14 protein-coding genes and 1 tRNA gene are annotated in these 22,796 nt (G+C 47.7%); 12 read left to right on the top strand and 3 right to left on the bottom strand.

Annotated elements, in window-relative coordinates:
• Nucleotides 1-208: 208 nt before the first annotated feature.
• The 9 genes from HW115_RS02845 to HW115_RS02805 all read left to right on the top strand — a co-directional run bounded on the left by HW115_RS02845 (nucleotide 209) and on the right by HW115_RS02805 (nucleotide 14,169).
• Nucleotides 209-472 (top strand): hypothetical protein, encoded by a 264-nt coding sequence (locus HW115_RS02845; protein ID WP_178931055.1) that lies wholly within the window; start codon nucleotides 209-211, stop codon nucleotides 470-472.
• Nucleotides 473-566: 94 nt separating this feature from the next.
• Nucleotides 567-3,203, top strand: coding sequence for an alpha-amylase family protein (locus HW115_RS02840; RefSeq protein ID WP_178931054.1), 2,637 nt, complete (start codon nucleotides 567-569; stop codon nucleotides 3,201-3,203).
• A 60-nt stretch (nucleotides 3,204-3,263) separates the two neighbouring features.
• On the top strand, nucleotides 3,264-5,774 hold the full coding sequence (locus tag HW115_RS02835) for a glycoside hydrolase family 95 protein (protein ID WP_178931053.1): 2,511 nt from the start codon (nucleotides 3,264-3,266) through the stop codon (nucleotides 5,772-5,774).
• Between the two features lie 106 nt (nucleotides 5,775-5,880).
• The gene (locus tag HW115_RS02830) at nucleotides 5,881-8,994 is read left to right on the top strand and encodes a glycoside hydrolase family 2 TIM barrel-domain containing protein (protein ID WP_227021233.1); all 3,114 of its coding nucleotides are present in this window, start codon (nucleotides 5,881-5,883) and stop codon (nucleotides 8,992-8,994) included.
• Nucleotides 8,995-9,211: 217 nt separating this feature from the next.
• Nucleotides 9,212-11,233, top strand: a complete 2,022-nt coding sequence (locus HW115_RS02825) for an ATP-binding protein (protein ID WP_178931051.1) — start codon at nucleotides 9,212-9,214, stop codon at nucleotides 11,231-11,233.
• A 31-nt stretch (nucleotides 11,234-11,264) separates the two neighbouring features.
• Nucleotides 11,265-11,930 carry a response regulator transcription factor gene (locus tag HW115_RS02820; protein ID WP_178931050.1) on the top strand — a complete coding sequence of 222 codons (666 nt, stop codon included), beginning with the start codon at nucleotides 11,265-11,267 and terminating at the stop codon, nucleotides 11,928-11,930.
• A 251-nt stretch (nucleotides 11,931-12,181) separates the two neighbouring features.
• Nucleotides 12,182-12,919 (top strand): PEP-CTERM sorting domain-containing protein, encoded by a 738-nt coding sequence (locus HW115_RS02815; protein WP_178931049.1) that lies wholly within the window; start codon nucleotides 12,182-12,184, stop codon nucleotides 12,917-12,919.
• A gap of 78 nt (nucleotides 12,920-12,997) precedes the next feature.
• Entirely contained in the window at nucleotides 12,998-13,459 is a 462-nt protein-coding gene (locus tag HW115_RS02810; RefSeq protein WP_178931048.1) for a hypothetical protein, read from the top strand.
• Nucleotides 13,460-13,590: 131 nt separating this feature from the next.
• On the top strand, nucleotides 13,591-14,169 hold the full coding sequence (locus HW115_RS02805; RefSeq protein WP_178931047.1) for a hypothetical protein: 579 nt from the start codon (nucleotides 13,591-13,593) through the stop codon (nucleotides 14,167-14,169).
• Nucleotides 14,170-14,470: 301 nt separating this feature from the next.
• Here HW115_RS02805 and HW115_RS02800 read toward each other — a convergent pair whose 3' ends face one another.
• Nucleotides 14,471-15,589, bottom strand: a complete 1,119-nt coding sequence (locus HW115_RS02800) for a glycoside hydrolase family 43 protein (RefSeq protein ID WP_343219693.1) — start codon at nucleotides 15,587-15,589, stop codon at nucleotides 14,471-14,473.
• Between the two features lie 307 nt (nucleotides 15,590-15,896).
• Here HW115_RS02800 and HW115_RS02795 point away from each other — a divergent pair, with 307 nt between their 5' ends.
• The gene (locus HW115_RS02795) at nucleotides 15,897-18,938 is read left to right on the top strand and encodes a GH92 family glycosyl hydrolase (protein ID WP_178931045.1); all 3,042 of its coding nucleotides are present in this window, start codon (nucleotides 15,897-15,899) and stop codon (nucleotides 18,936-18,938) included.
• 55 nt (nucleotides 18,939-18,993) lie between these two features.
• Here HW115_RS02795 and HW115_RS02790 read toward each other — a convergent pair.
• Both HW115_RS02790 and HW115_RS02785 read right to left on the bottom strand, forming a co-directional pair.
• Nucleotides 18,994-19,070: transfer RNA gene (locus HW115_RS02790), tRNA-Arg, on the bottom strand.
• A 145-nt stretch (nucleotides 19,071-19,215) separates the two neighbouring features.
• The gene (locus HW115_RS02785; RefSeq protein WP_343219692.1) at nucleotides 19,216-20,331 is read right to left on the bottom strand and encodes a KamA family radical SAM protein; all 1,116 of its coding nucleotides are present in this window, start codon (nucleotides 20,329-20,331) and stop codon (nucleotides 19,216-19,218) included.
• A 211-nt stretch (nucleotides 20,332-20,542) separates the two neighbouring features.
• Here HW115_RS02785 and HW115_RS02780 point away from each other — a divergent pair, with 211 nt between their 5' ends.
• Entirely contained in the window at nucleotides 20,543-21,196 is a 654-nt protein-coding gene (locus HW115_RS02780) for a helix-turn-helix transcriptional regulator (protein WP_227021232.1), read from the top strand.
• Nucleotides 21,197-21,293: 97 nt separating this feature from the next.
• Nucleotides 21,294-22,757 carry a sulfatase gene (locus HW115_RS02775; RefSeq protein ID WP_227021231.1) on the top strand — a complete coding sequence of 488 codons (1,464 nt, stop codon included), beginning with the start codon at nucleotides 21,294-21,296 and terminating at the stop codon, nucleotides 22,755-22,757.
• Nucleotides 22,758-22,796: the final 39 nt, after the last annotated feature.

Raw genomic sequence — 22,796 nt, 5'->3', positions numbered from 1 at the left:
GGTCTCTGTGGTCGGTAGTGAAATCCGTTGCGCGGATGATCACTATAGGATGAATATGTGTTTGTCTGTCTTGATGGATCCTTGTTTGCTTGATTGAGCCTCGTTACATCGAAGATAAGGCTCAGAGTCCCTGATGTTCGTGACTTTCTTGGTTGGCCCTTTTAGGGCAGGATATAAATGAACGAGGTTAGTTCGATGATCATAATGTATGATGATTGTTGTCGTCCTCGGTTATCCAAATCAAATCATTATGAGAACAAGTAAATTAGCAACGAAGACCATGGGAAAAAACCGGAATCATCATATTTGGATCAATGGAGAAATTTGGTGGTGTAATATAACGATTCATCACGGTGATGGAACCTCCGAGCGTAGAAGATTCTCACTAAAAACAAAAGATGTGGAGGTTGCCCGTCGCCGGAGGGATAATATTTTTCGTGATATTCAACGTTACTATTTGAATGCTGGTTGATCGGGCACAGGGCGTTGTTGTCACGGATAGGCGGGACTTACTGAACTGGTGGCATTGTGTATGTTTTAACCAGTAACTGGCGATTGGGTTAAACATGAAAATGATGAGTATAAATAAAGCTTCTCTAGCTGTTGGTCTTTTTGCCAGCATGATATCGATATCGGATATGTATGCCGATTTACCTGAGGTAAAAGCGGCATTTGCTGATGCAGAGGTTTTATCAAAGGGTAATCTGCTTACCGTTAGCACCGGCAGGGTATCGCGTGAGTGGAGGTGGACAGAGAAAGGTTTGGTGACATCCAGTCTTCGTGATTTAAATTCTGGAGATGAATGGGTTGAAGGACCTGTTACGGAAAATGCTGATTGGAAGTTCCCTGGTCTTACTGAAGGTCAAGCTCGTTTGATATCGCTTACGGCGACTCCTTCTGATGATGAGGGGTTTACATCGGATCACTTGGAGGTTTTGGCAGAGATGGAATACCCGTCCACCGGGGTGAAGCTCAAGTATGCGATTTGGGTTTACCCGAAAGCTCCGGGCATCAGGACACAAGTATGGCTTAAAGGTGGCAAAAATATCGCTCGATCAAAGCAGGAGACAAAGTCGGATGGTGTAAAATTTAAGGTGATTTCCGGTGTTTCTCATGTAGCTCCTGAGTCGGCACAAGAACACAAAATTGCCAAACTCTACCAATTGAGCACTCTTTATGCGCCGAAGAATATTGAGCTGAAGATGGAGGGCATGCGCCATGACCGTGATTACAAAGTGATGGTGTCTTGGTGGGATGCTGGTTCGGGCTCTAGAAGGATTCAGTCGATCCAAGCATTGAGCATGGATGGCGAGAGTAAAGTCCAAGTGGTCAAACCCGTGGCTTTGCCGAGTTGGCGTGACAAAAAAATGCCAGAGATTGTGTCTTTTGACATTCCTGATTCTGTTCGCGTGGGGGATGCGGTGAACATTAAGGTGATTAAAGAAGGTGGGGTGAATGTTTGTGTTTCTGAGGTCTGGGTATACGAGAGCGAGGGCGGAAAGGCTGCAGGGGCATTGAATCTTAACGGTGATCCCAAACGGATCAGCGAGTTGAACAGTATGGCGCCTGATGGCTATCGCTTATCCAGTTACATGAATTGTGGCGGCAAGGCGAAAAAGGTTAACGCGAAGCAAAATGAAGCTTCTGAGCGGCGTGTTGATTTTCTACCTGTGAAGCAGGATCGCTTGACCGCATTCGGCTACTATAACGACACGCAGCACCGCCATACTGAAGATCACCATATGTCGCGGCAAGAGCCCATGACGGGGGATAGTGTAGATTGGGCTAGTGTTTTGTTTGCGGAAAACAACAAGGGTGGGATTGCTTGGGTGAAAGAGTCGCACAAGTGTGTGAACCGTTCAGGTGTGGATACTGGGGCGTTTAAGAAAGATAAAGCTGGTCTGCATAATACGGGTTCGGGGCTTTCCGCTGAGTATTTGCATCCAGAGGAATACCGCTGGTGTTGGGCGACATGGACTGTGCTCTACTCTGAAGCTTCCTCCGATCAGCGCGAACTCGCTATGAAAGAGTTTGATCGGGCTCGTTTTCCTGTAGATCCAAAGCGTGATGTGTGGGTAAAGGCTAACACCTGGGGCAGTGGTAATGGAGGAGGCGACTCCATGTCTAGAGCGGCGGAGTCTGAGGTCTTGAAGGAAATCGATTCAGTAACTGACCTTGGAATTGATGTTTTACAGATTGACGATGGTTGGCAGAAGGGTCGTTCCAATGAAGCGGATAAAAAGAAAAATGAATGGAGCACAAGGGACGACTGGTACCCGAAGGGGTGGAGTGTTGTTCGCGATGCCGCTGCAAGCAAGGGGCTTCGATTGGGCCTGTGGACGGCGGCCCGAGCCGAACTCGACGATCTAAAGCGCAATTTCGATGAAGGTGGGTTTGAAACATGGAAGTATGACTTCGCACATATTTCCAATTATGACCATCTATACAGCCACTGGAATAAGTTGCGCAGCTTTTTGCTTTATACGGAGCATAAGGCGCGTATGGCTGTAGATGTCACAGAGAATGCTCCACGATTCGGGTATTTCTGGGCTCGCGATTTTGGGTGTGTCTGGCTGTCTAACCGAAAACCAAACACGCCTGCCAATACAATTCCTCAGCCGACGTTGATGTTACGTGAAAACCGTGAGTTGGCTGAGTATGTCAACTTGAACAAATTTGAGCTGCCTATTCAGAATTTTGCTCGAGTGAACAGGCAAAAGAGTGACGCACACCTTTACGGGCACGGATATGAGGTGGCACTTGGGCTGATGGGTATTCCAACTTTTTTCCAGTCGACTTATTACTACAAAGGCAGTGACCGGGATGAAGTCCGTGACTTGCTTTCTATATACAAGCCGGTTCAACATGAACTCTATCAAAGTTATGTTTTTGCGATGGGTGATGAGCCGAACGGCGCTGCTTGGAGCGGATTTCAGTGGGTTAAACCTGGCTCAAAAACGGGTTATCTTCTCGTGTTTCGAGAGCGTAAGAATACCGAAGCGGCTCGTCATGTGAGTATTCGTTTTTGTGAGGCTGGCGATAAGCTTAAAGTTACGGATTTACGCACCGAAAAACTTTCTGAGTCTGTGGTTAGCTCTGATAAAAAGGTTGCTTTGGAGATTCAGTCAGCTGCAGATTTTGTATTTCTGAAATATGAGCTGCTGAGTCACAAGGATTTGACTGGTGCGCAGAAGAAAAATTGAACGAGTTAACGGTTTTAGCCTGACTAGAGTGGGCTGAAGAAACAGGATTTGTATTTAGATATGATGATTAAAAAAAAATGTTGGTTGACTCTGGTTCTGGTCTTGTTGGCTCAGGGGGGCGTTGATGCTAAGCGCGAACCATGGACATCCACCAAACTGGAGGGTTATGACCGAAAGGCGGTCTTTACGGGTGAGCCCCAATCAGAGGAGTCTGCGAACACGCTTTGGTTTGAACGACCCGCATCGCGATGGGAGCAGGCGCTTCCCATCGGTAATGGCACCTTTGGAGCCATGGTTTTTGGTGGCATTGAGAAAGACGTGATTCAGTTTAATCATTTAGAGTTGTGGCTGCCACCGACTGCGGATGAGAAATACATCTTTGGCAAACTTCCAGATAAAACGAAAACAGTTGATCAGGTGCGTAAGCTTCTCTTTGACGGAAAAGCACATGAAGCGCATCAACTGATCGACAGCGAGTTGCTGGTGAAAGCGAATAATCGTTTTCAAGGTATGGGCTCATATGTGACATTTGGTTTGCTTGAATTCGACTATGATTACTCAAGTGGAGCAAAGAAGGTGCAGAACTATGTCCGCGCCTTGGATCTGTCCACTGGTGTGACACATACACGTTATACCTTAGATAAAACGACCTACCAGCGGGAGACCTTTATTGCCGATGATTTGAATGTGGTTGCGATTCGCATGAAAGCATCTGGACCGGACACCATTTCAACAACACTTCATTTTAGTCGCCCGGTTAATTTTCCACACCAGAAGCCGGCAACGGGAAGTTTGGGAGATCATGGGATTTTCCTGAAGGGGGCTGCCCATGGACAAAAAAAGACTGCCTATGATACCAGTTACGCTGCGGTTGCGCGTGCTTTTACTGTGGGAGGTAAGGTGGAGTCTAAAGGTGGTGTGTTGAGTGTCAGTGGTGCCCGTGAGTTGTTGGTGATTATGTCTGGCTCGACTAATTTTAACAAAAATGATAGCTACAAACCTTTGGATCGCGATCTCATCAAGGATTCTGAACTCTTGCTTAAGGCGTTCCAAAAAATGGGATGGGAGAAGTCCCGTGCTGCTGCCGTCGGTGCGCACAGCGAGCTGTTTGATCGAGTGCAACTACGTCTCGGGCCGAAAAAGAAGAACGACATCCCAACGGACAAGCGGTTGGCTCGGAGCAGCTCGATGAAGGGGATCAGGCAATCCCATCGCGAGAATTACGACGGCTTGCTGGATGAGCAGTTGTTCCAACTGGGGCGCTATATTCTGATCACTTCGGCACGGGGTGAAATGGGACCACCCTTGTCAGGATTGTGGAATTCCGAGCTTATGCCCATGTGGTCTGGTGACTATCATCACAATATTAATACGCAGATGTATTATTGGCCTGCTGAGGTGACAAATCTCTCAGAATGCCACGAGTCCTATGTGGGGATGATGGAACGTCAGTTGCCGTCCGCGAAGAAACTGGCTTCTAAAATGTTAGGATGCCGCGGCGCCGCTGTGGGTGTGCTTAATGGTATGCATCACTCGATTTTCCCCAGCAAGCCGCCACGTGCCTTCTGGGTGATGGGTGGAGCTTGGTGTGCGACGCATATTATGGATCACTATCGTTTTGGGATGGATCGTGAGTTCCTTAAAGAACGAGGCTTCCCGGTGTTGAAAGAGCACGTGATGTTCTGTCTCGATTGGATGGTTGAAGATCCGCGGACGGGTAAGCTGGTGTTGGGGCCCGATGCCTCACCGGAAAATACCTTCCTTGTTAAAGAGGAAGACAGGGCAAAGAAAAGATGGGGGCAGGAGGATATGGGCACTGCGATGGATCAGCAGCTGGCTTGGCAGCTATTCCAGGACTATCTCGAAGCGTCAGAAGTTTTAGGGGTGAAGGATGATGCTGTTGCCCGTGAAATTAATAAAGTCTTGCCTCGCCTAGAAACCACTCATTTGAGAGCGGATGGGCGTATCCGTGAGTGGTCCCGGGACTACATTGATGGTGAACCTATGCATCGACATGTCAGCCACCTGTTTGCTTTTTATCCAGGATACCAGTTCAACACGGCCAACGCGCCGAAGTTGGTTGAGGGGGCGAGAAAAACGCTTGAGGTTCGCAGTCAAAGTGAGCGGGGGGCAGGAAAGATTGGCTGGAGTATCTCCTGGTTGGTGGCTCTGCATGCTCGTTTTTACGATGTAGAAAAGAGCTTTGAATATATCACACGCTACCATAGCGAGAAGGTGATTCACCCCAACTTGATGGGGAAGGGCGGTAATGCTTTGGAACAGAGTGCTGGGTTCACAGCAGGGATTAGCGAAATGCTCTTACAAAGCCACCGAGGTGAAATTGAACTACTCCCCGCTTTACCTGAAGTCTGGAGCGAAGGTGAGGTCAGCGGCTTAGTCGCACGTGGCGCCTTTGAAGTTTCGATGGCATGGGAGGGCGGTAAACTCATCAACGCCTCAATCACATCGAAACACGGTGGTAGCTGTCAGGTTCGTTACAAAGATCAGAAAGTTTCGCTCAAATTACAAAAAGGGGAGAAGCTGAAGTTAAATCATAAGCTAAGTCTGTGACCTTGTGGTCATGGCAATGTCTGAGATCGAGGCTTTTGATTTTGGTCACAAGTAGGCGGGGCGAGACCTGAAAAACGATTAAGAAACTAAAATACAAGGGATGGGAATGAACAAGATACTAACGGGCATGGTCATGTGGTTAACTCTGGGTGGATTTGTTGTGACTGCCGAAGAGGAGTCTGAGAGAGATTGGTCAAATGTAGCGCTGCTTCAGCAAGGGGTTGAGCCTCCTAGAGCGACCTTTTACACTTATCCAGATCAAGAGAGGGCTCGAACCTATGACCGTAAGAATTCGCCATGGTTTCAGTTGTTGAATGGTGATTGGAAGTTTCAATGGGTGGCTAAGCCTGCTGATCGACCGGAAAATTTTCACACCTTGAAGTTTGATGACTCCAACTGGCAAACGATCGAGGTCCCTTCCAATTGGGAGATGAAAGGGCACGGCAAGCCGCTCTATAGCAATCGAACGTACCCCTTTCCCAAGGATGCGCCCCATATTCCACAGGATGATAACCCGGTAGGGTCCTACCGGCTCAATGTGGAGATCCCTCAAAGCTGGGAGGGCCGTGAGGTGTTTTTGAATTTTGACGGTGTAAAGGCTGCGTTTTACTTTTGGGTCAATGGTGAAAAAGTAGGATACAGCCAAGGGAGCCGAACCCCAGCTGAGTTTAATATTACCAAACACATCAAACCCGGGAAAAACCTGGTCGCTGTGGCGGTTTACCGTTGGTGTGATGGCTCGTATTTAGAAGATCAGGATTTTTGGAGGTTGAGTGGTATTTACCGTGATGTTTATCTAACCTCTCGGGCGACAACTCACGTGCGGGATCTTTCGATTGTGACGGATCTCGATTCTGAATGTGTGAACGCCGAACTAAAGGTGGATGTCGAGGTGGCAAATCCTGGCGGAACGGTTGAGCTGGAACTATTTGATGCGGCAGGGAAAAGCCTGTTTCGTAAATCCTCTCAAGGGAAGTTTTGCGTGCCTGTGGTTTCCCCGCGCAAATGGAGCGCTGAAGACCCGTATCTCTATTTGGCGACTGTGACACTTAAAGATACGGCAGGAAAGGTGATCGAGGTCATCCCTCAGCGTATTGGATTCAAGAAGTCTGAGATTAAAGACGGCGTTTATTTTTTCAATGGGGTTCCGATTAAATTCAAGGGAGTGAACCGACACGAGCACAGTCCGGCCAATGGGCAGGTCGTCAGTAAAGAAGAAATGCTGAGAGATATCAAATTGATGAAAGAGTATAATATCAATGCGGTAAGAACCAGTCACTACCCCAACGCTCCAATGTGGTATGACCTTTGTGACCAGTATGGACTCTATGTCATTGATGAGGCTAACATTGAAAGTCACGACTACGAAAATAATGCCAAGAACAAGTTGGCTAACTCGCCGGACTGGATGGAGTCACACCTGAACCGCGTGCAGCGCATGTATCATCGAGATAAAAACCACGCTTCCGTGGTGATTTGGTCACTTGGAAATGAAGCTGGCAGTGGACCGAATTTGGAGAAAGCCGCTGAATGGTTGCATCAAAATGATTCGACACGCCCCGTGCACTATGAAGGCGGCGACCACTCAGTGGGAGATTTTTTTTCCCGCATGTATGCCCCTCAGGATTGGATTGCGAAAGATGGTCGACCGTCAATCTTATGTGAATATACCCACGCCATGGGGAACTCGAACGGCAACCTTAAGGAGTATTGGCACGATAATATCTATAAAAATAAAAGTCACGCTGGAGCTTTTGTCTGGGATTGGATGGATCAAGGACTGATTGAGAAAACTCCCGACCAATACAAGGAAAACATTGGCAAAGGTCCAGTGAAAGAGACCTTTTTTGCCTATGGGGGATGGCACGAGCAGAAATATCATCACGATAAAAATTTCTGTATGAATGGACTGGTAGGGGCCGATTGGACGCCTCGTCCAGGTCTGAGTGCGATTAAATATGTTTATCGTAATGTTCACGTTCAGCCGACGGACTTGAAAAATGGTCGGATTTCTATTCGCAACTGGTTTAATTTTTCGAACCTCAAGGATGTGGTAACCGGTGTATGGGATGTCACCTCTGATGGCGTTGTGATCGCTAGTGGGGCTATTGATGAGCTGGATATTGCGCCGCATACGAAAAAAGACGTCCAACTGAATCTACCTGACCTTACAGGAAAAGAAGGGGAGTTGATGCTGACTCTTCGTTTCATGGTTAAAAACGATTCTACAATGTTAAGCTCTGGACATGAAATTTCTTGGGAACAGTTTCCTTTGTCCGGAAGCTATCGGCCAACAACAGTGGAATCTACGAGTGATCTCAAAGTGGTGGAATCTGATACGCGTGTTGATATTTCTGGGCAGGGTTTCTCCGTGGCTTTGGACAAAAAATCAGGTGGGATGGTCTCTTACATCGTGAACGGTAAAAATAGGGTGTCAGGATGTCATCCGGATATGTGGAGGCCTTACACCGATAACGATCATGGGGCGATGCGGCCTAATAAACGCAATGGCTCACAACTCGGTGGCCCGCTGATGAAAAATAAATGGAGGAGGGGCATGCAGCAACCGCAGGTGAATTCGTTTGTTGTGAAGAATGAGACACCTCAAAAAACCAGAGTCAGTGTGGCTTATTCCTATCGGGGAGTGTCAGCGAAAACGAAGGTGGACTATGAAATTTCAGGAGGAGGGACCGTGGATGTGACGGTTCGCTATGACTATTCTGCTATTCCTAAAAAACAAAGAACAGCGCACCGGACGGGGATGAAGTGGTCACTGAGCGGGGAGATGGAGCATATGAAGTGGTATGGCAGAGGTCCTGCTGAGACATATGTGGACCGTAATTATGAACGGATCGGATTGTTTAGTGGTCGTGTTGATGCACAATGGGTTGATTACGCGCGCCCTCAGGAAAACGGATATAAAACCGATGTCCGATGGGTCTCACTCTTGGATGGCAATGGCAACGGGTTGCGTTTCGAATCGCTGCAGGGAGTCGTTGGAATTGGAGCTCGTTATTACTCGGACGCCACGATGGAGTCTTCCAAATACGCTTTTGAAATGGATCGATCTGAGGATCTCTTTTTTAACATTGATGCCCACCAGCTTGGTGTTGGTGGAAATAACAGCTGGGGTGCCGTGCCCCTCAAAAATGGAGTCTATTATGCAGATCGTGACTTTCACACCTACGCATTTCGGATGATTCCCGTGTTTTCTGAATAATGCGGTTTTGTGAGCATTGCCTTCTAGATCGAATCATGCACCTAATGACGGAAGCCAGCTTTCACGGCGATTAATGAGGTCAGCCTTAAGGCGGGCCACCTGATGGGCATCATTTTGATGATGATGGCATAGGCAATTTGAGCTTGATTCCTTGATTCATCTGAATGATGGGGCTGAGACCTTGTGATCGACTGAAAAATTGCTATAATACCAGTTCATGAAGCATTTGCCTATTCTGCCTTTCACTCGATTGTTATTGGGGTTAATAACCATCACACTCATCTCATGTTCCGATGATGATGGTCAGGGGATCAACCCTTATACCCAGAAAGGCATTTTGGATGAGAGGGCTGGCGAGCTGGAGCGTCAACTTTCATCATTGCCGAAACGAAATGCCAAATGGATGGCGGAGCGTTTTGGTTACCATAGCATCTTCCATAATGCGGACTCGGAGGCTGAGCCTATGAATGAGTGGGTGCAGCTAAAGTTTAATCGCCCAACTCCAGTGAAATCGATTGCGCTTATCCCTGCTGTTGATCCTCAGGGTGACCAGCTTCAATCTTACGGCTTCCCCCGCCGGTTCAGGGTCGAGTTTCGTTCTAAAAAGGATGGAGAAGTTGTTCATATCATAGACCGGACACAATCGGATTTTCAAAATCCAGGAGTCGCTCCAGTGATGTTCGAAGACTTGGACATCAACGCGCGCTACATGAAAATCATTGTGGAGCGTGGACAGGTAGTAAATGATATGGAGTTTTTTGCGTTGAGTGAAATCGTAGTGATGGAGCAGCGTGGGGTGGGGATGGTCAATGTGGCACCTTACTCTCAGCGATCAACGTCAGCTCATTTCCAGTCATACCCATACTGGGACATACGTTTTATTGCCGACCGTTTGAGTCCGTTAGGGTTTCCGTTGGGCAAAGAGAACGTGCGAGATACTGATTTTATTGTTGAGTTACCCCGGGCACGTGATGGCGAGGGCGTGGAAATCATTATTGATCTAGGTGAGAAAAAGCCGATGGGGCGACTGGCTTTTTATCCTGCAGAACCACCTTCCGATATCTTATTGCCGCATTTTGGCTACCCTGACTCTTTGACGATTGAGGTATTTGATGATGCCTCCATGAAGGTTCCTTTATACCACATGTTTGTTTTACCTGATTATAAACTACGAAAGCATCATCCTAAAAGGCACTTTCGGCCCGTGACCGATCTAGCCTTTGCCGTCCCTATGGGAGGTGTCTCAGGACGGTACGTGAAGGTTACGGCATCCGGTCTATCAGATTATCATCAGGATTCCATTTTGGCATTTGGTGAAATCATTGTATGGGGAGGTGACGAAAATTTATCTCTGAACTGTGGTGTGACGGTTCATACCCCGGACGGTCAGTTGGATTCACTCGAGACAAAACGCTTGGTGGATGGGTATGTCGATTCATATCCAATTATCGATACCTACCTGTGGCTAAAAGGCTTGGCTCAGAGAGAAGCTTTGGAGCGAGATCTTGCGGTAGTACATCATCAGATCATTGAGCTAGACCGAACGATTGAATTATTTTGGAGGTACCTGCTTTGGGGCTTGATGATCATCTTTTTTGTCATGGTGGTTTACCTCGTGATTCGTAACCGTCGAGCGAAGGCATTGGCATTGCACCGACTTCGGGAGCAGATTTCAAGAGATTTGCATGATGATGTGGGGTGTAACCTGGGTAGCATATCATTGGGAATCAGTAACTTGCAGGATGAGGTTCAGGATGAATCATTGGCTGAGGAGTTTGAGGAACTGGAGCTGATTTCTCGCGAGACTTCTGTTGCATTAGAGGAAGCTGTCTTTTTTACCCGAAAAAATCAAATCTACCTGTCGGATTTGGTAGATCGGTTGGAGCAACGAGCCAGAATCATCTTAGAGGAAAACGTTTGTATTTTCTCTGTCGAGGGCAAGCTCGTCGATCGAGTAGTAGATTTTCCATTTAAAAGGCAGGTCATGTTATTATATAAGGAGGCTCTCTACAACTGCTCCCGTCATGCGCATGCTACGAAGGTAGAAGTAACCGTTTCTAGTGATTATCGATTTATCATTGTTTTCCGGGATAATGGCATCGGGTTTGACGTAAATACTCTTGAGCGAGTTTCGGGATTGGATAATATGAGGACACGAGCAAAAAAAATAGGCGGGGAGCTGATGATTGATTCCGTTCCCGGTGAGGGCACTACCTTGAAGCTTGTGGTTGAATATTAGGACGTAATATTAGGATGTTAGCATAATGAATATGAAAGATAAGACTCAAGACAGCGATTTAGATGTCGCTAATGTATGGATCGTCGAGGACGACTCGATGTTTCGCAAAGGCTTGATGCGTGCTTTGGGGCGGCGAGAAGAGTTAAACTGTAGCGCTGGCTTCTCGGGTTATGAAGATATGTTTGCGTATGCTGAAGAAGATGGGGTTGCTTGGCCCGATGTCGTTCTGATGGATATTAATTTGATTGGGGGAAGTGGCCTGGATGGTATTCGCTTGTTAGCAGAGAAAGCCCCCAAGGTGAAATCGTTGGTGTTGACGGTTTTTTCAGAGCGAGACAAGCTGCTCGCCGCCATTGATGCTGGCGCATCGGGTTATCTGCTTAAGCGTGCATCGGTGGGGGAAATTGTAAGAGGGATACGTGATGTCTTAAATGGGGAGACGGTTCTGGATAATAAGATGATCAATTTTATCATGGAGCACTCCAAGAGAGGAAAGGAATCCAATATCAAGTTAGCTCCGCGAGAAAAACAGCTCCTTGAATTGCTGAGTCAAGGGATGACCATCAGTGAAGCGAGTGATAAGATGGAAATCAGCGTGCATACGACCGACACCTATATACGAAGGATTTACAAGAAAATGGAGGTGCATTCGCATTCGGCTGCCGTTGCCCGAGCGCTACGGGAGGGCTTGCTGTAAATTTTAAGATATATCTTAGGGGAAGTTTGAATTTTCAGCCTCCCTGTTCGAAGGTGTGGTACCGTGACTGAGGTGGAACGTAGCCAGAACAGAAATTCATCCGGAATACTCGTTGACCATAAAGTATTTTTCCTCAGAGTCGTAACCGACTTTCAATCGTCTCATGTGTTTTGCTGAATGGCATTACATGGCCTTCGATATGTCACGAATATCCGTGACTATGAGAAGCGCTGTTTTTTTTTATGGTTTATATGCCAGATAGACAACGCGAGAACAATAAGCATTCAACGGCCTTAGTTCTTCAAAATCACAAATTACTAAAAATTAAAATGATAAAAAAATCAATTATTACAACAATCTCTACGATCGCGTTAGCCACACTGACGAGTCAGGCGGCAATTGTCTTTACTTCAGTTGCTGCTAACCTGAGTAATATATCCAGCACTACTTCTGTCACCGGCGGTGGAGAGAACCGCACGAACGCTTTGTGGCGTCAGCGCGATGGTTTTGGTGAAAGTTCTATTACGGTTCTGGAAAGTTGGGAGGGGGCGGGTGACGAAGACGTACCCGTGTTGACCCAGGTAATCACTGGTTTAACAAATGGTGCCAGCTATGATGTATACGTCAATTACGTCCGTTTTGGGGCGTCTGGGGGCGATCCCGACGGCGACCGTGGTGGGATCAGAGGGTCTCTCGACAACAGCACATTTACGTCTTTCAATGCAGCTACGGGGACTGCTGGATCCGTTGGGTATAGTGAACTGACAGGATTTTCAAACTCTGATCGTGTTGGACTCCGCGGGTATTTAGGTACTGCCGTAGCCAATGCCTCAGGTGAAATTCAGGTCTATGTTGATGATTCTGATGACAATTCACTTGAGGAGCGTGTATGGTATGATGGCGCATCTTATGAATTAGTGCCCGAGCCTAGCTCAACAGCTCTTCTCGGACTGGGTGGTCTTGCGTTGATGATCCGTCGCCGCCGCTAAGAGTTCTATATTTGTGTGATATACAGGGTGTCAGTCGTAAGATTGACACCCTTTTTTAAGCCCAATATTCTAACCTGAATGAAACTATCCGCCGTTTTAGCTGCAACAGTTTTTCTGTGTTCCCTGAGTGCTCAAGGGCAGATCACTTATGTGGATGCCAGCGTCACCAACACACAAGCTGTAGGTGGCACGCCTTCGCCTTTTTCTACGACTAGTATAACGAGTGACAATCTCTGGCGTTTTCGTTCAGGGTTTGGTTTCGACGTGGCTGGAAATAACGGAATCTATGAAAAAGATGGTGCAAGTGGCGGATATGGTGATGCCGCGAAGCTGGAGATGACCATTTCTGGTTTAACGGTGAACACGGAGTATGCTGTCTATGTGAATTTTCTATCAGCGAGTAATGCGGATTGGAAAATTCAGGCTGGTGTGGCAAAAAATGCACTGACTCTCTTTTCTTCCAGTACGACAGGAGTCGAGAATCTTTTGTTTTGCCGAAAAGGGGCGATTCTTAAAAATGGAAAAGCCCTTGAAACGTAGATTTCAAGGGCTTTATAAATGGTACACCCGGAGAGATTCGAACTCCCGGCCTCCTGATTCGTAGTCGAGCGGTATACCTGTAACTTATTGAGTATCAATGCTTGCAATTCCCAATATTCCCAATATTCGCCATGTTCCGTCAATTCTTGACTTATTCCGGCAATACCGGCAATACCGGCAGTAAATGCGGTAGACAAATGCCACGGAAGCCATCATTCAAATTCACCAAAACTACTTCAGGTTGGAAGGTTGAAATCCCAGAGCGTCTTTCTCCCACGGGAAAGCGGCAAAGGATATTCTTTCCTACCCGGGACGAGGCTAAAAATTTTGCATCGGAGCTGCGATCTGATTACGAGGCACATGGAACTAAAGCTAGTGTCATTAGTCCGTCTTTGGCCGATGAGGCAACCCGCGCTTCGTCACTGCTTGAGCCGTTTGGCATTTCTCTTAGTGAGGCTGCTCAAAGGGTGATGGAGGTGAAAAATGCTGAACTTTATCGTTCTCAGATAGAGATGAGTCATCGCAGCGGTTTGACGTCGGTTGTATGGGCCTTTAGATCCGCTGATGAAGAGAACTTGCGTAAGTTCGAGCAGCACAACCTATCCGATATCTGGCCAGTTGTCGAGTCAGAAAGGGAAACAGAAAGCGTCCATCTACCGGAAAGCTGTAAGGAAGAATGCGCTCAACCCGGGGTGAGGCTAAAAATTTAGTACCGAAACTATGATCAGAAACTGTGCTGCAGCATGTCAGGCCGCTGTCCAGAGCAAGACAGCTAAGAGCGTGGAGTTGGTTCGATGATTTTGCTCAGTTTGGACACTTGGCAGAGTGCTGTCATTTTTACGCTTGGAACAGAGATCTGTGACAGGATCCGAAAGTGGACATCTGCATCCTCAACGTTATCAAAAGATATACAACCGCTCTCATTTTCTGCTCTATTCGACAGTCAATCCTAGAACTCCTTTCGCCCATCGGAAGGCGGTGCCTTACATGTCCAGAATGGTTACTGACGGGCTATTCAGGGTTTTTCTTAAAAAAGGATAAATTCCACTCATCTTGCCACTCAATTTTCAATGAACCTTTTTCGAACTGGATGGGCAACCAGATATAGCGCCCGTCGATGGCATTGTTTGGTCTCCATTGATCGAACATGGCAATAAAGGCATTGTCTTGTCCCAGGACAGGTAAAATGTAAGTGCTTTGACCTCCAAATGTTTTTGAAGGTCCTAGCCCGTTACTGGTATTTTCTCCTACACAAGGGTTTCCTAACTCCTTCCATGGGCCAAAAATAGTGTCGGCGACGGTTGATCGAGCCGCATTAGGCGACCACCCAGTGCAACCAGAAGCGATGAGGTAATATTTTCCGTTGTTTTTACAAATGGCAGGAGCTTCCATCCAGCGGAAAGGAAAGACTCGAACATAGGTGCCTGAATGGTCAAGGTAATCTTCCGTGAGTAGCGATATGTGGAGCGTTGAATTGTGTTCAGAGGAATAAAGGTGATAAGCCTTGCCGTCGTCATCGACAAACAACGTCATATCGCGTGCCATTTGCCCTCCTTCCATGTGGGATCCTAGGATGTTAAACTTTTCATGTTTCTTCGTCGGGGCACCACTAAACCTGTCGTTTTCCGCCTTGGTTCGAGCAATTGAGCGGGGGTCTTTTTCATCGGCTGTGACATTTTGGGGCCAGTGTCCAGCGTTAGGGCGAATACTACGTATAAAGGTGTAGGGTCCTGTGATCTTGTCGGCAATGGCAATTCCGCTTCGAGCAGCACCGTAGCCTTGACCTTTTAATTCGAGATGAAACCACATCACAAATTTATTGGTCTTCGCATTGAAAATCACTTTTGGTCGTTCAAGGATACAGCCTTTGGCGATATCGCTTTTGGGATCGTCTGAGACAGGGAGAGCAATGCCTTCGTCTTTCCAGTTATACAGGTCTTTGGAAGAATAAACACTCACTCCCACTTGGGCCTTGTTGCCGGCCTTGCCTTCGATTTTGTGCTCTCCGAACCAGTAATAAGTGCTGTCGTAAACACATATTCCTCCGCCATGGGCATTGATATGCCGACCATTGTTGTCAGGCCATGTTTGACCTGGTTTGAATGATTGGAGACGATTCTCTGCATGCATGTTGACTGTCAATAAAATGAAAAGGATGGAGATGATTTTCATGATTTTTTATATGCGGTTTTAAAGGGTTAGGGGAGTTTTGTGATTTTGTCATCGGCGCGATCAAGAGACTAACCGTAATCACTAGAGTGATTTAGCTCTATGGGTGAACTGGAGTTAAAAGGCCTTGATCAGACGGCTGCTCATCCCTGTAGAGATGGTAGTCTATGTGTTTCCAAATAAAACATAGAAAGAGGGGGGAGAATATGAGAATTTTGAGAAAATTGATTTTCAGTGCCTGTATTGTTCTCAACCAATATTTAGATAAATGAAATTTCTGCTTTATATCGTCGCTAGCTCAATGGTTGGAATCTGCTTTGGTCAAAATACGCTTTTTAGCATTGGTGTGGCTGATGGCTCGTCGGCTGAGTTTGGGGGTGCGAAAGAAGGAATCAATGGTTACGTCAAAAAGCTGGGAGACCGTGATCGATTATTCATGGTTGGCCGTGATAAAACTCAGGACTGGACTTACATTCTCCCTGGGACGAAAGGAACATGGGCTGGAATGGGATATTGGTCGTGGCGTGTTAATTTTGCACCTTTTGCTTTCACTCTTGAGTCAGCTCCCACCAAGCCATGTGCCTTGGTTATTGATGTAGCGAAGGTGCATCAAGACGCACCGATTGTGAGGCTTGAGGTGAATGGTATTGCTCATGACATCAATGTGGCGTCTTTGAAAAATAAAAAGCAGCTGCGTTTTGCTATCCCTGTGGGTCAGCTGAAGCAGGGTAGCAATATTTTACGACTGCATTCTTATAAAGGCGACTGGCTTGAATTCGATGCCGTGAGTTTTGAATCTGAGGATCCAACTCTCAAGCTGGCAGCTCCAAGGAGTTTCGCCGTGCAACAGTTGAGTATGGCTGGGAAAGATAGACTGAATGAGAAGACGCAACGCACCCAAGCCTTGGTGATCGATGTGATCAATATGCAGCAGCAGCCTCAGACGCTTGATGTTTGGGTGGATGGCAAAATGGTAGAATCACATGATTTCCTTCAGGGGCGTCAGTCATGGGACGTGCCACTTCCTGCTGTGGATACGGACACCGAACGATCCGTTATTATTAAAGACAAAGATGGGGTTGTTTCAGGAGATCTGTTAGTTCAGAAGAAAAGTGATCTCGTGCGTCTTAGTGATGAGGTGAATATGCTTGCAGGCACTACAAACTCACGTTGGATGATTACGCCTGGGCCTGCAGCGCCTATGTGTCTCATGAGAATTAGTCCAGAGAATGAAACAGCACGTTGGAAAGGAGGCTATGATTATCAAGTCGAGTCCATTGCTGGCTTCGGGCATATTCATGAATGGACCATGAGTGGAATGATGACGATGCCACATCACGGCAAGATGTTTGTGAAGCAGGGGAGTCGATTCGATCCCGATTCTGGATGGCGTTCACGCATCAATCCCAAAGAAGCGGTCGCTGAGGTTGGGAAGTATTCAGTAACGCTACAAGACACGGGTATCAAAGCTGAAATGGGAGCAACGAAGCGCTCTTCTCTCGAACGCTACACCTATCCCAAAGCGGTTGACCCACGTATCATTTGTGCCCTTCAGACAGGAGTGGACGAATACAAAACGTATATCAATGAAGTGCATGTGGAGCAAACGAGTCCATACGAAATCCGAGGGTATTCGAAGCAACAGAACTGGGGCAGTGGTTATCCGGAGAAACAGGATTACATCGTCCATTTTGTAATGCAGTTTGATCAACCTATCAAGCAGCTTGATGGCTGGAAGGATGGAAAACTATCTACAGCTGTGAAGACAATAGATTATAAACGCAGCGGCAAGGGTCTCGGGGATTGTGGCTTTTCTCCTGTGTTTGATTTGCCTAAGGGGGGAGTCGTCAATATGCGCACAGGAATATCACTGGTCGATATCGAAGGAGCCGCAAACAACCTTAAAACCGAAATCACTGAGCCATTTGGCTGGGACTTAGACAAGCTTGTAGAGGAGAGTAAGCAAACTTGGGATGATCTGTTGGGGCGTATCACGCTGGAAACAAAGGACGCTACACGTCGTCAGCGATTTTACACGAGTCTTTACCGTAGTCTATCAGGTCGCGGTATCTGTAGTGATGTCGATGGCCGGTGGAGAGATGCTTCAGAGAAAATTCAGACCGCACCAAAGGGCTTGGAAATGTTCTCTAGTGATGGGGTCTGGGGAACGCACTGGAATCTGAACCAACTGTGGAACTGGGTTTACCCTGAGATATCACAAACGTTCATGGAGTCTCAAATTCAATACTTTGAAAAAACAGGATACACCTTGAAAGGACCTGCTGGAGCGGAAGCGATTGGAGTTATGTTGGGATCTCCTGAGCTCCCGTTGATGGCTGGAGCCTGGACTGCTGGAGTTCGTGGCTCGGATCCAGAAAAATTATGGAAAGCATTCTATCACCAGCAAACTACACCTGGAAAGCATCTGCTGTATGGCGGCTATGCTGGTAATGAACATTATTCAGATTATCTAAAGTATGGCTACGTCACCTCAGAAGGCAAAGGCTACGGACATTATGCCAGCTCCACGTTGGAATACGCGTATCAAGACTGGGCAACAGCTCAGCTGGCTATGGCATTGAAACGTCCCGCTGCAACGATCAAGATGTTCTCAGACCGTGCTAATAACTGGAAGAACGCTATTCACCCTGCCAGTCTGAAAGTGCGCTTTAAAAACAGACAGGGAGCATGGACTGACAAAACGCACTGTGTGGAGGGAAGCGATACTCAGTTGCGCTGGTTTGTTCCACAAAACACTCAAGGTCTGATGAAGTATTTGGGTGGATCAGAGAAAGCTGTTGGTATTCTCAATAGCGAGTTTGAGGCTTCCGAAGCAATGAATTTTATGGCTCCTGCCGATCAGATGGGCTTCATCAAGGTGAATCACGGGAACCAAACGATGATGCACTCCAGCTACTTGTTCAATGCCTTTGGCAAACCTGAACTTACTCAAAAATGGGTGCGTTCTATCCTCAACCGCTACTATGGTTATACTCCTTACGATGCCTATCTCGGTGACGAGGACCAAGGTCAAATGAGTGCATGGCTTAATCTATCTAGCATGGGTATTTTCTCTATTGATGGCGGTGTTGGGGCTGACTCGATGGTGGAGTTTGTTCCACCAAGCTTTGAGAAGATGGAAGTCAAGCGACCTCTCGGAGCAGACTGGGTCATCACAGCCTCAGAGAAAGTGGTGAACTCAGGTAAGGCAAGATCCGTAAAAATCAACGGCAAGAAAGCACAAGGCTTCCGTACCAAACTTAGCGACCTTCTGCTTAAAGAAGGATCTGTGAAGATTGAGTGGGAGTAGCAGGATGCTATAAACAAAAAACGCCGTAACCTAGATGGTTACGGCGTTTTTTAAGTGGTACACCCGGAGAGATTCGAACTCCCGGCCTCCTGATTCGTAGTCAGGCGCTCTATCCAGCTGAGCTACGGGTGCACTGTGGGCTGCATGGGGCTGGCTTGCGTCAGCTGCCGTGCGGCGGGCGGAAAAAACCACAATACTGGGTTGGAGTCAAGTCAACAGGGATAAAAATGTGACTTTTTTTGTGTTGGAGGGCGTAATGGTAAGTAATTTGGAGCGATTATCGAAGCTTTCGGGAAACTTTGTCATTTTGAACTCTTTCATCCTCAGTGCTTGCAGGATATTCGAAGCGTTTTCCTTCGTAATTTCTCAAGGTGATGCCTCCGTCGTCTTGTTTTACGACATATTCCGGGTTGATCGGGATCTTGCCTCCTCCTCCCGGACCGTCGATGACATACTGGGGAATCGCGTAGCCTGTTGTGTGTCCCCGTAGTCCCTCGATGATCTGAATGCCTTTGTCGATGCTTGTGCGCAGGTGGGCCGAGCCCTCGATGAGATCGCATTGGTAGAGGTAGTATGGTCGGACCCGACAAATGAGGAGTTTGTGAACGAGTTCTTTTTGGGTTTCTACGCTGTCGTTGACCCCTTTGAGTAAGACACTTTGGTTACCCATGGGGATGCCTGCATTGGCCAGCCGTTCCAGCGCTTCACGCACTTCGCTGGTTAGCTCTCTCGGGTGATTGGCGTGAATGGAAATAAACAGAGGATGATACCTGCTGAGCATCGTGCAGAGCTCAGGAGTGATGCGTTGAGGGAGAAAAATGGGGATCCTGCTGCCAATCCGGATGAATTGGATGTGGGGGATGGCGTGTAGGCGGGAGAGGATTTTTTCTAATCGGGCATCGGAAAGAAGCAAGGCATCTCCTCCTGAGAGAAGGACATCGCGAACCTGGGGTGTTTTTTCCAGATACTGGAATGCCGCTTCCCACTGGGTTTCAAGACGTTGGTCAGAGACGCCTGAGACAACGCGGCTGCGGGTGCAGTAGCGGCAGTATGCGGCACAGCGATCGGTTACCAAGAACAGGACACGGTCGGGGTAGCGGTGAACCAGCCCGGGGACCGGCATGTGACTGTCTTCACCGCAGGGGTCACTCATCTCGCTGCGGTCAGTGAAGGTTTCCTCGATCCGGGGGATGACTTGCTTGCGGATGGGACAATCGGGGTCATCACGATCGATGAGGTTGAAAAAGTGGGGGGTGATGGACATCGCCAACTTGTTACCTGAGAGTTGAATGCCAGCTTTTTCCTCCGATGTCAGGGGAATCAATTTTTCGATTTGATCCAGACGCGTGATTCGGTTTTTGAGCTGCCATTTGTAGTCGTGCCAATTTTCCATGGCCTCTTCGGGCCAGTAGCCGGGGTCATGGGATGGGAAGCAGGCTGTGGGGCAGGCGGCGGGCTGGGGGGGCGAAAGGTTTTCGGTCTCAGAATATTCAGACATCTTGGAGGACTCTACTGAGCAACGGGCATTAGTCAACCTGCTTGGCATGTCATTTGGGTGGCTTGGGGGATTGACGCGGCCGAGGGAACCATGAATGATCTGGTTCATGTTCAGTCAGGCTCTTCAAGATATCGCCAAACCAAGTTACCTTGGAATTCTGGGCGAGCTCAAACGCTCAGGAGGGTTGGCGATACCTGAATTGTCATCTTTGCTCGAGATGAGTTACATGGGGGTGAAACAGCACTGCATCAAACTCGAAGAGTTAGGCTACGTCAAAGCCTGGAGGGTTCCTCGTGTTCAAGTCGGGCGGCCTCAGAAATTGTATAAGCTGACGAAGAAAGCCGATCCCTTGTTTCCAACCGGTGGGGTGGGTCTTGTGTTGAGCTTGTTGGAAGGCGTGAGGATGAGTTTTGGTGATAGTGCTCCAGAAAAACTGCTGTATCACTATTTTGAAAAAGAGCGGGACCTATGGCTGAAGGCTGTTCGTCCGGGCAAGTCTCTGGTGGAAAAGGCGACCCGTTTTGCCGATGCTCGCACGAGGTCCGGGCATTTTTGTCATTGTCACTATAACGTAAAGGAGGGTTTTTTTATCGAGGAATACCATCACCCTTTGCATGAGGTGTTTGTCAAGTATCCCAACTTGATGGCTATGGAGACAAGGATGATGGAACAGGCATTAGGGACTCAGGTTGATAGAGATGTTAGGAAGGGTTCCCATGGAGTGAAGTGCACGATATATCGTATCGGAACCTTAGGTTAGTCGTTCTGGATAAAATCGACGATGAATCGGTAAAACAATCCCAGTATAAAGTCGCTATTTTGCGCGTAGTCTTGTCATTCCATTATCTAATGTTCTTATGAAGAAATCTATCAGTCTAAATGTATGCATGGCTTTGGTGACGATGTCTGCGATCTTACCATTGTTTGGGAAGGCTCCGAAGCAAGCTCCGAACATTCTCTTTTTTCTCGTTGATGATATGGGTTGGCAGGATACATCGGAGCCTTTTTTCTATGATGCGGATGGCAAGGAAGTTGTCACGGAACTGAATCGTCGCTACCGAACTCCGAATATGGAAACGCTTGCCGACAAGGGGATGAAATTTACCAATGCCTATGCAATGACGGTATGTACACCGACGCGGGTTTCCTTGATGACTGGGATGAATTCCGCCCGACATCATGTGACGCAGTATGTTAGTCCTGAAGGTCGGGATGTTGGAGGTAAAGGTTCGCCCAAGTGGAGACTGCACGGGATAAACGAAAAGGATATCACCTTGCCGCGTTTGCTGTCGAAGGCGGGGTACCGCACCATCCATGCTGGCAAAGGGCATTTTGGGTCGATCAATACGTATGGAGCAGATCCTGAAAACCTTGGCTTTGATGTGAATATTGCGGGTTGTGAGAATGGCTTGCCGGGGTCCTACACTGGCAATTATGGAAAAGGAGGGAAGCGGGCGGTGCCCGGCTTGGAGGCGTATCATGGAACGGACACTTTTTTGACCGAGGCCCTGACCTTGGAAATGAACAAGGCGATTGAGAAGTCGGTTCAGGACGGGGTTCCTTTCTTTGCTTACATGTCCCATTATGCGGTGCATGGGCCCCTCAACTTGGATAAGCGTTTTGTGAAGCATTATCCACAACTCAAGGGTGGGGATTTGAAGTTTGCCACCATGATTGAGGGTATGGATAAATCTTTGGGGGATATCGTAAAAAAAATCAATGACCTGGGAGTGGGAGAGAACACGTTGGTCATCTTTATGTCGGATAACGGGAGTGCAAAAAACAAGCACTCACCACCGTTGAGAAGTAAGAAGGGGAGTTGTTATGAAGGTGGGAGCAGAGTTCCGATGTTGGTAGCCTGGGCAAAGCCCGATCCAGGGAAAGGACATCAACTGGCGCTACCGATTAAAGAAGGTAGTCGTGAGGACGACCTTGTGTTGGTTTACGATTGGTTTCCCACACTTCTGGGCATGGCCGGAGTGACTTGCGATCACGATGTGGATGGTTATGATTTACGTCCTTATTTCGCCGGAAAGGATGGGCAGCATCGCCCGCAGCAGGTGGTGATGCATTTTCCTCATCGCCACCAGAGTGATCATTTTTCATTTTACCGAGATGGCGATTGGAAATTGATTGTTCACTATATGACGGGAAAGAAGGAACTTTACCATCTGGCGAACGATCTGGGTGAAACAAAAAATCTGGCTGCGACCCAGCCCGAGCGGGTGGCGTCCATGAGCAAGGCTTTAGCCAAGGAGCTGAATCGAATGGGCGCGCAGTATCCCATCGACGTCAAGACATCCAAAGAACTCAAACCCTGAGTGTTTGACGCGGTAAAAAAATCACCCTGAAGGATGCGG

Source organism: Oceaniferula marina, assembly GCF_013391475.1.
Taxonomy (GTDB): domain Bacteria; phylum Verrucomicrobiota; class Verrucomicrobiia; order Verrucomicrobiales; family Akkermansiaceae; genus Oceaniferula; species Oceaniferula marina.
Note: the sequence above shows the minus strand (reverse complement) of the source record. Positions and strands in the feature narration are given on the sequence as shown.

What these genes read in the sequence shown, in the direction of transcription:
- HW115_RS02835 (WP_178931053.1), top strand. Translation starts at nt 3,264, where the DNA reads ATGATGATTAAAAAAAAATGTTGGTTGACTCTGGTTCTGGTCTTGTTG.
- HW115_RS02785 (WP_343219692.1), bottom strand. Translation starts at nt 20,331, where the DNA reads ATGGAAAATTGGCACGACTACAAATGGCAGCTCAAAAACCGAATCACG.
- HW115_RS02840 (WP_178931054.1), top strand. Translation starts at nt 567, where the DNA reads ATGAAAATGATGAGTATAAATAAAGCTTCTCTAGCTGTTGGTCTTTTT.
- HW115_RS02825 (WP_178931051.1), top strand. Translation starts at nt 9,212, where the DNA reads ATGAAGCATTTGCCTATTCTGCCTTTCACTCGATTGTTATTGGGGTTA.
- HW115_RS02800 (WP_343219693.1), bottom strand. Translation starts at nt 15,589, where the DNA reads ATGCATGCAGAGAATCGTCTCCAATCATTCAAACCAGGTCAAACATGG.
- HW115_RS02795 (WP_178931045.1), top strand. Translation starts at nt 15,897, where the DNA reads ATGAAATTTCTGCTTTATATCGTCGCTAGCTCAATGGTTGGAATCTGC.
- HW115_RS02830 (WP_227021233.1), top strand. Translation starts at nt 5,881, where the DNA reads ATGAACAAGATACTAACGGGCATGGTCATGTGGTTAACTCTGGGTGGA.
- HW115_RS02775 (WP_227021231.1), top strand. Translation starts at nt 21,294, where the DNA reads ATGAAGAAATCTATCAGTCTAAATGTATGCATGGCTTTGGTGACGATG.
- HW115_RS02820 (WP_178931050.1), top strand. Translation starts at nt 11,265, where the DNA reads ATGAAAGATAAGACTCAAGACAGCGATTTAGATGTCGCTAATGTATGG.
- HW115_RS02805 (WP_178931047.1), top strand. Translation starts at nt 13,591, where the DNA reads ATGTTCCGTCAATTCTTGACTTATTCCGGCAATACCGGCAATACCGGC.
- HW115_RS02815 (WP_178931049.1), top strand. Translation starts at nt 12,182, where the DNA reads ATGCCAGATAGACAACGCGAGAACAATAAGCATTCAACGGCCTTAGTT.
- HW115_RS02780 (WP_227021232.1), top strand. Translation starts at nt 20,543, where the DNA reads ATGTTCAGTCAGGCTCTTCAAGATATCGCCAAACCAAGTTACCTTGGA.
- HW115_RS02845 (WP_178931055.1), top strand. Translation starts at nt 209, where the DNA reads ATGATGATTGTTGTCGTCCTCGGTTATCCAAATCAAATCATTATGAGA.
- HW115_RS02810 (WP_178931048.1), top strand. Translation starts at nt 12,998, where the DNA reads ATGAAACTATCCGCCGTTTTAGCTGCAACAGTTTTTCTGTGTTCCCTG.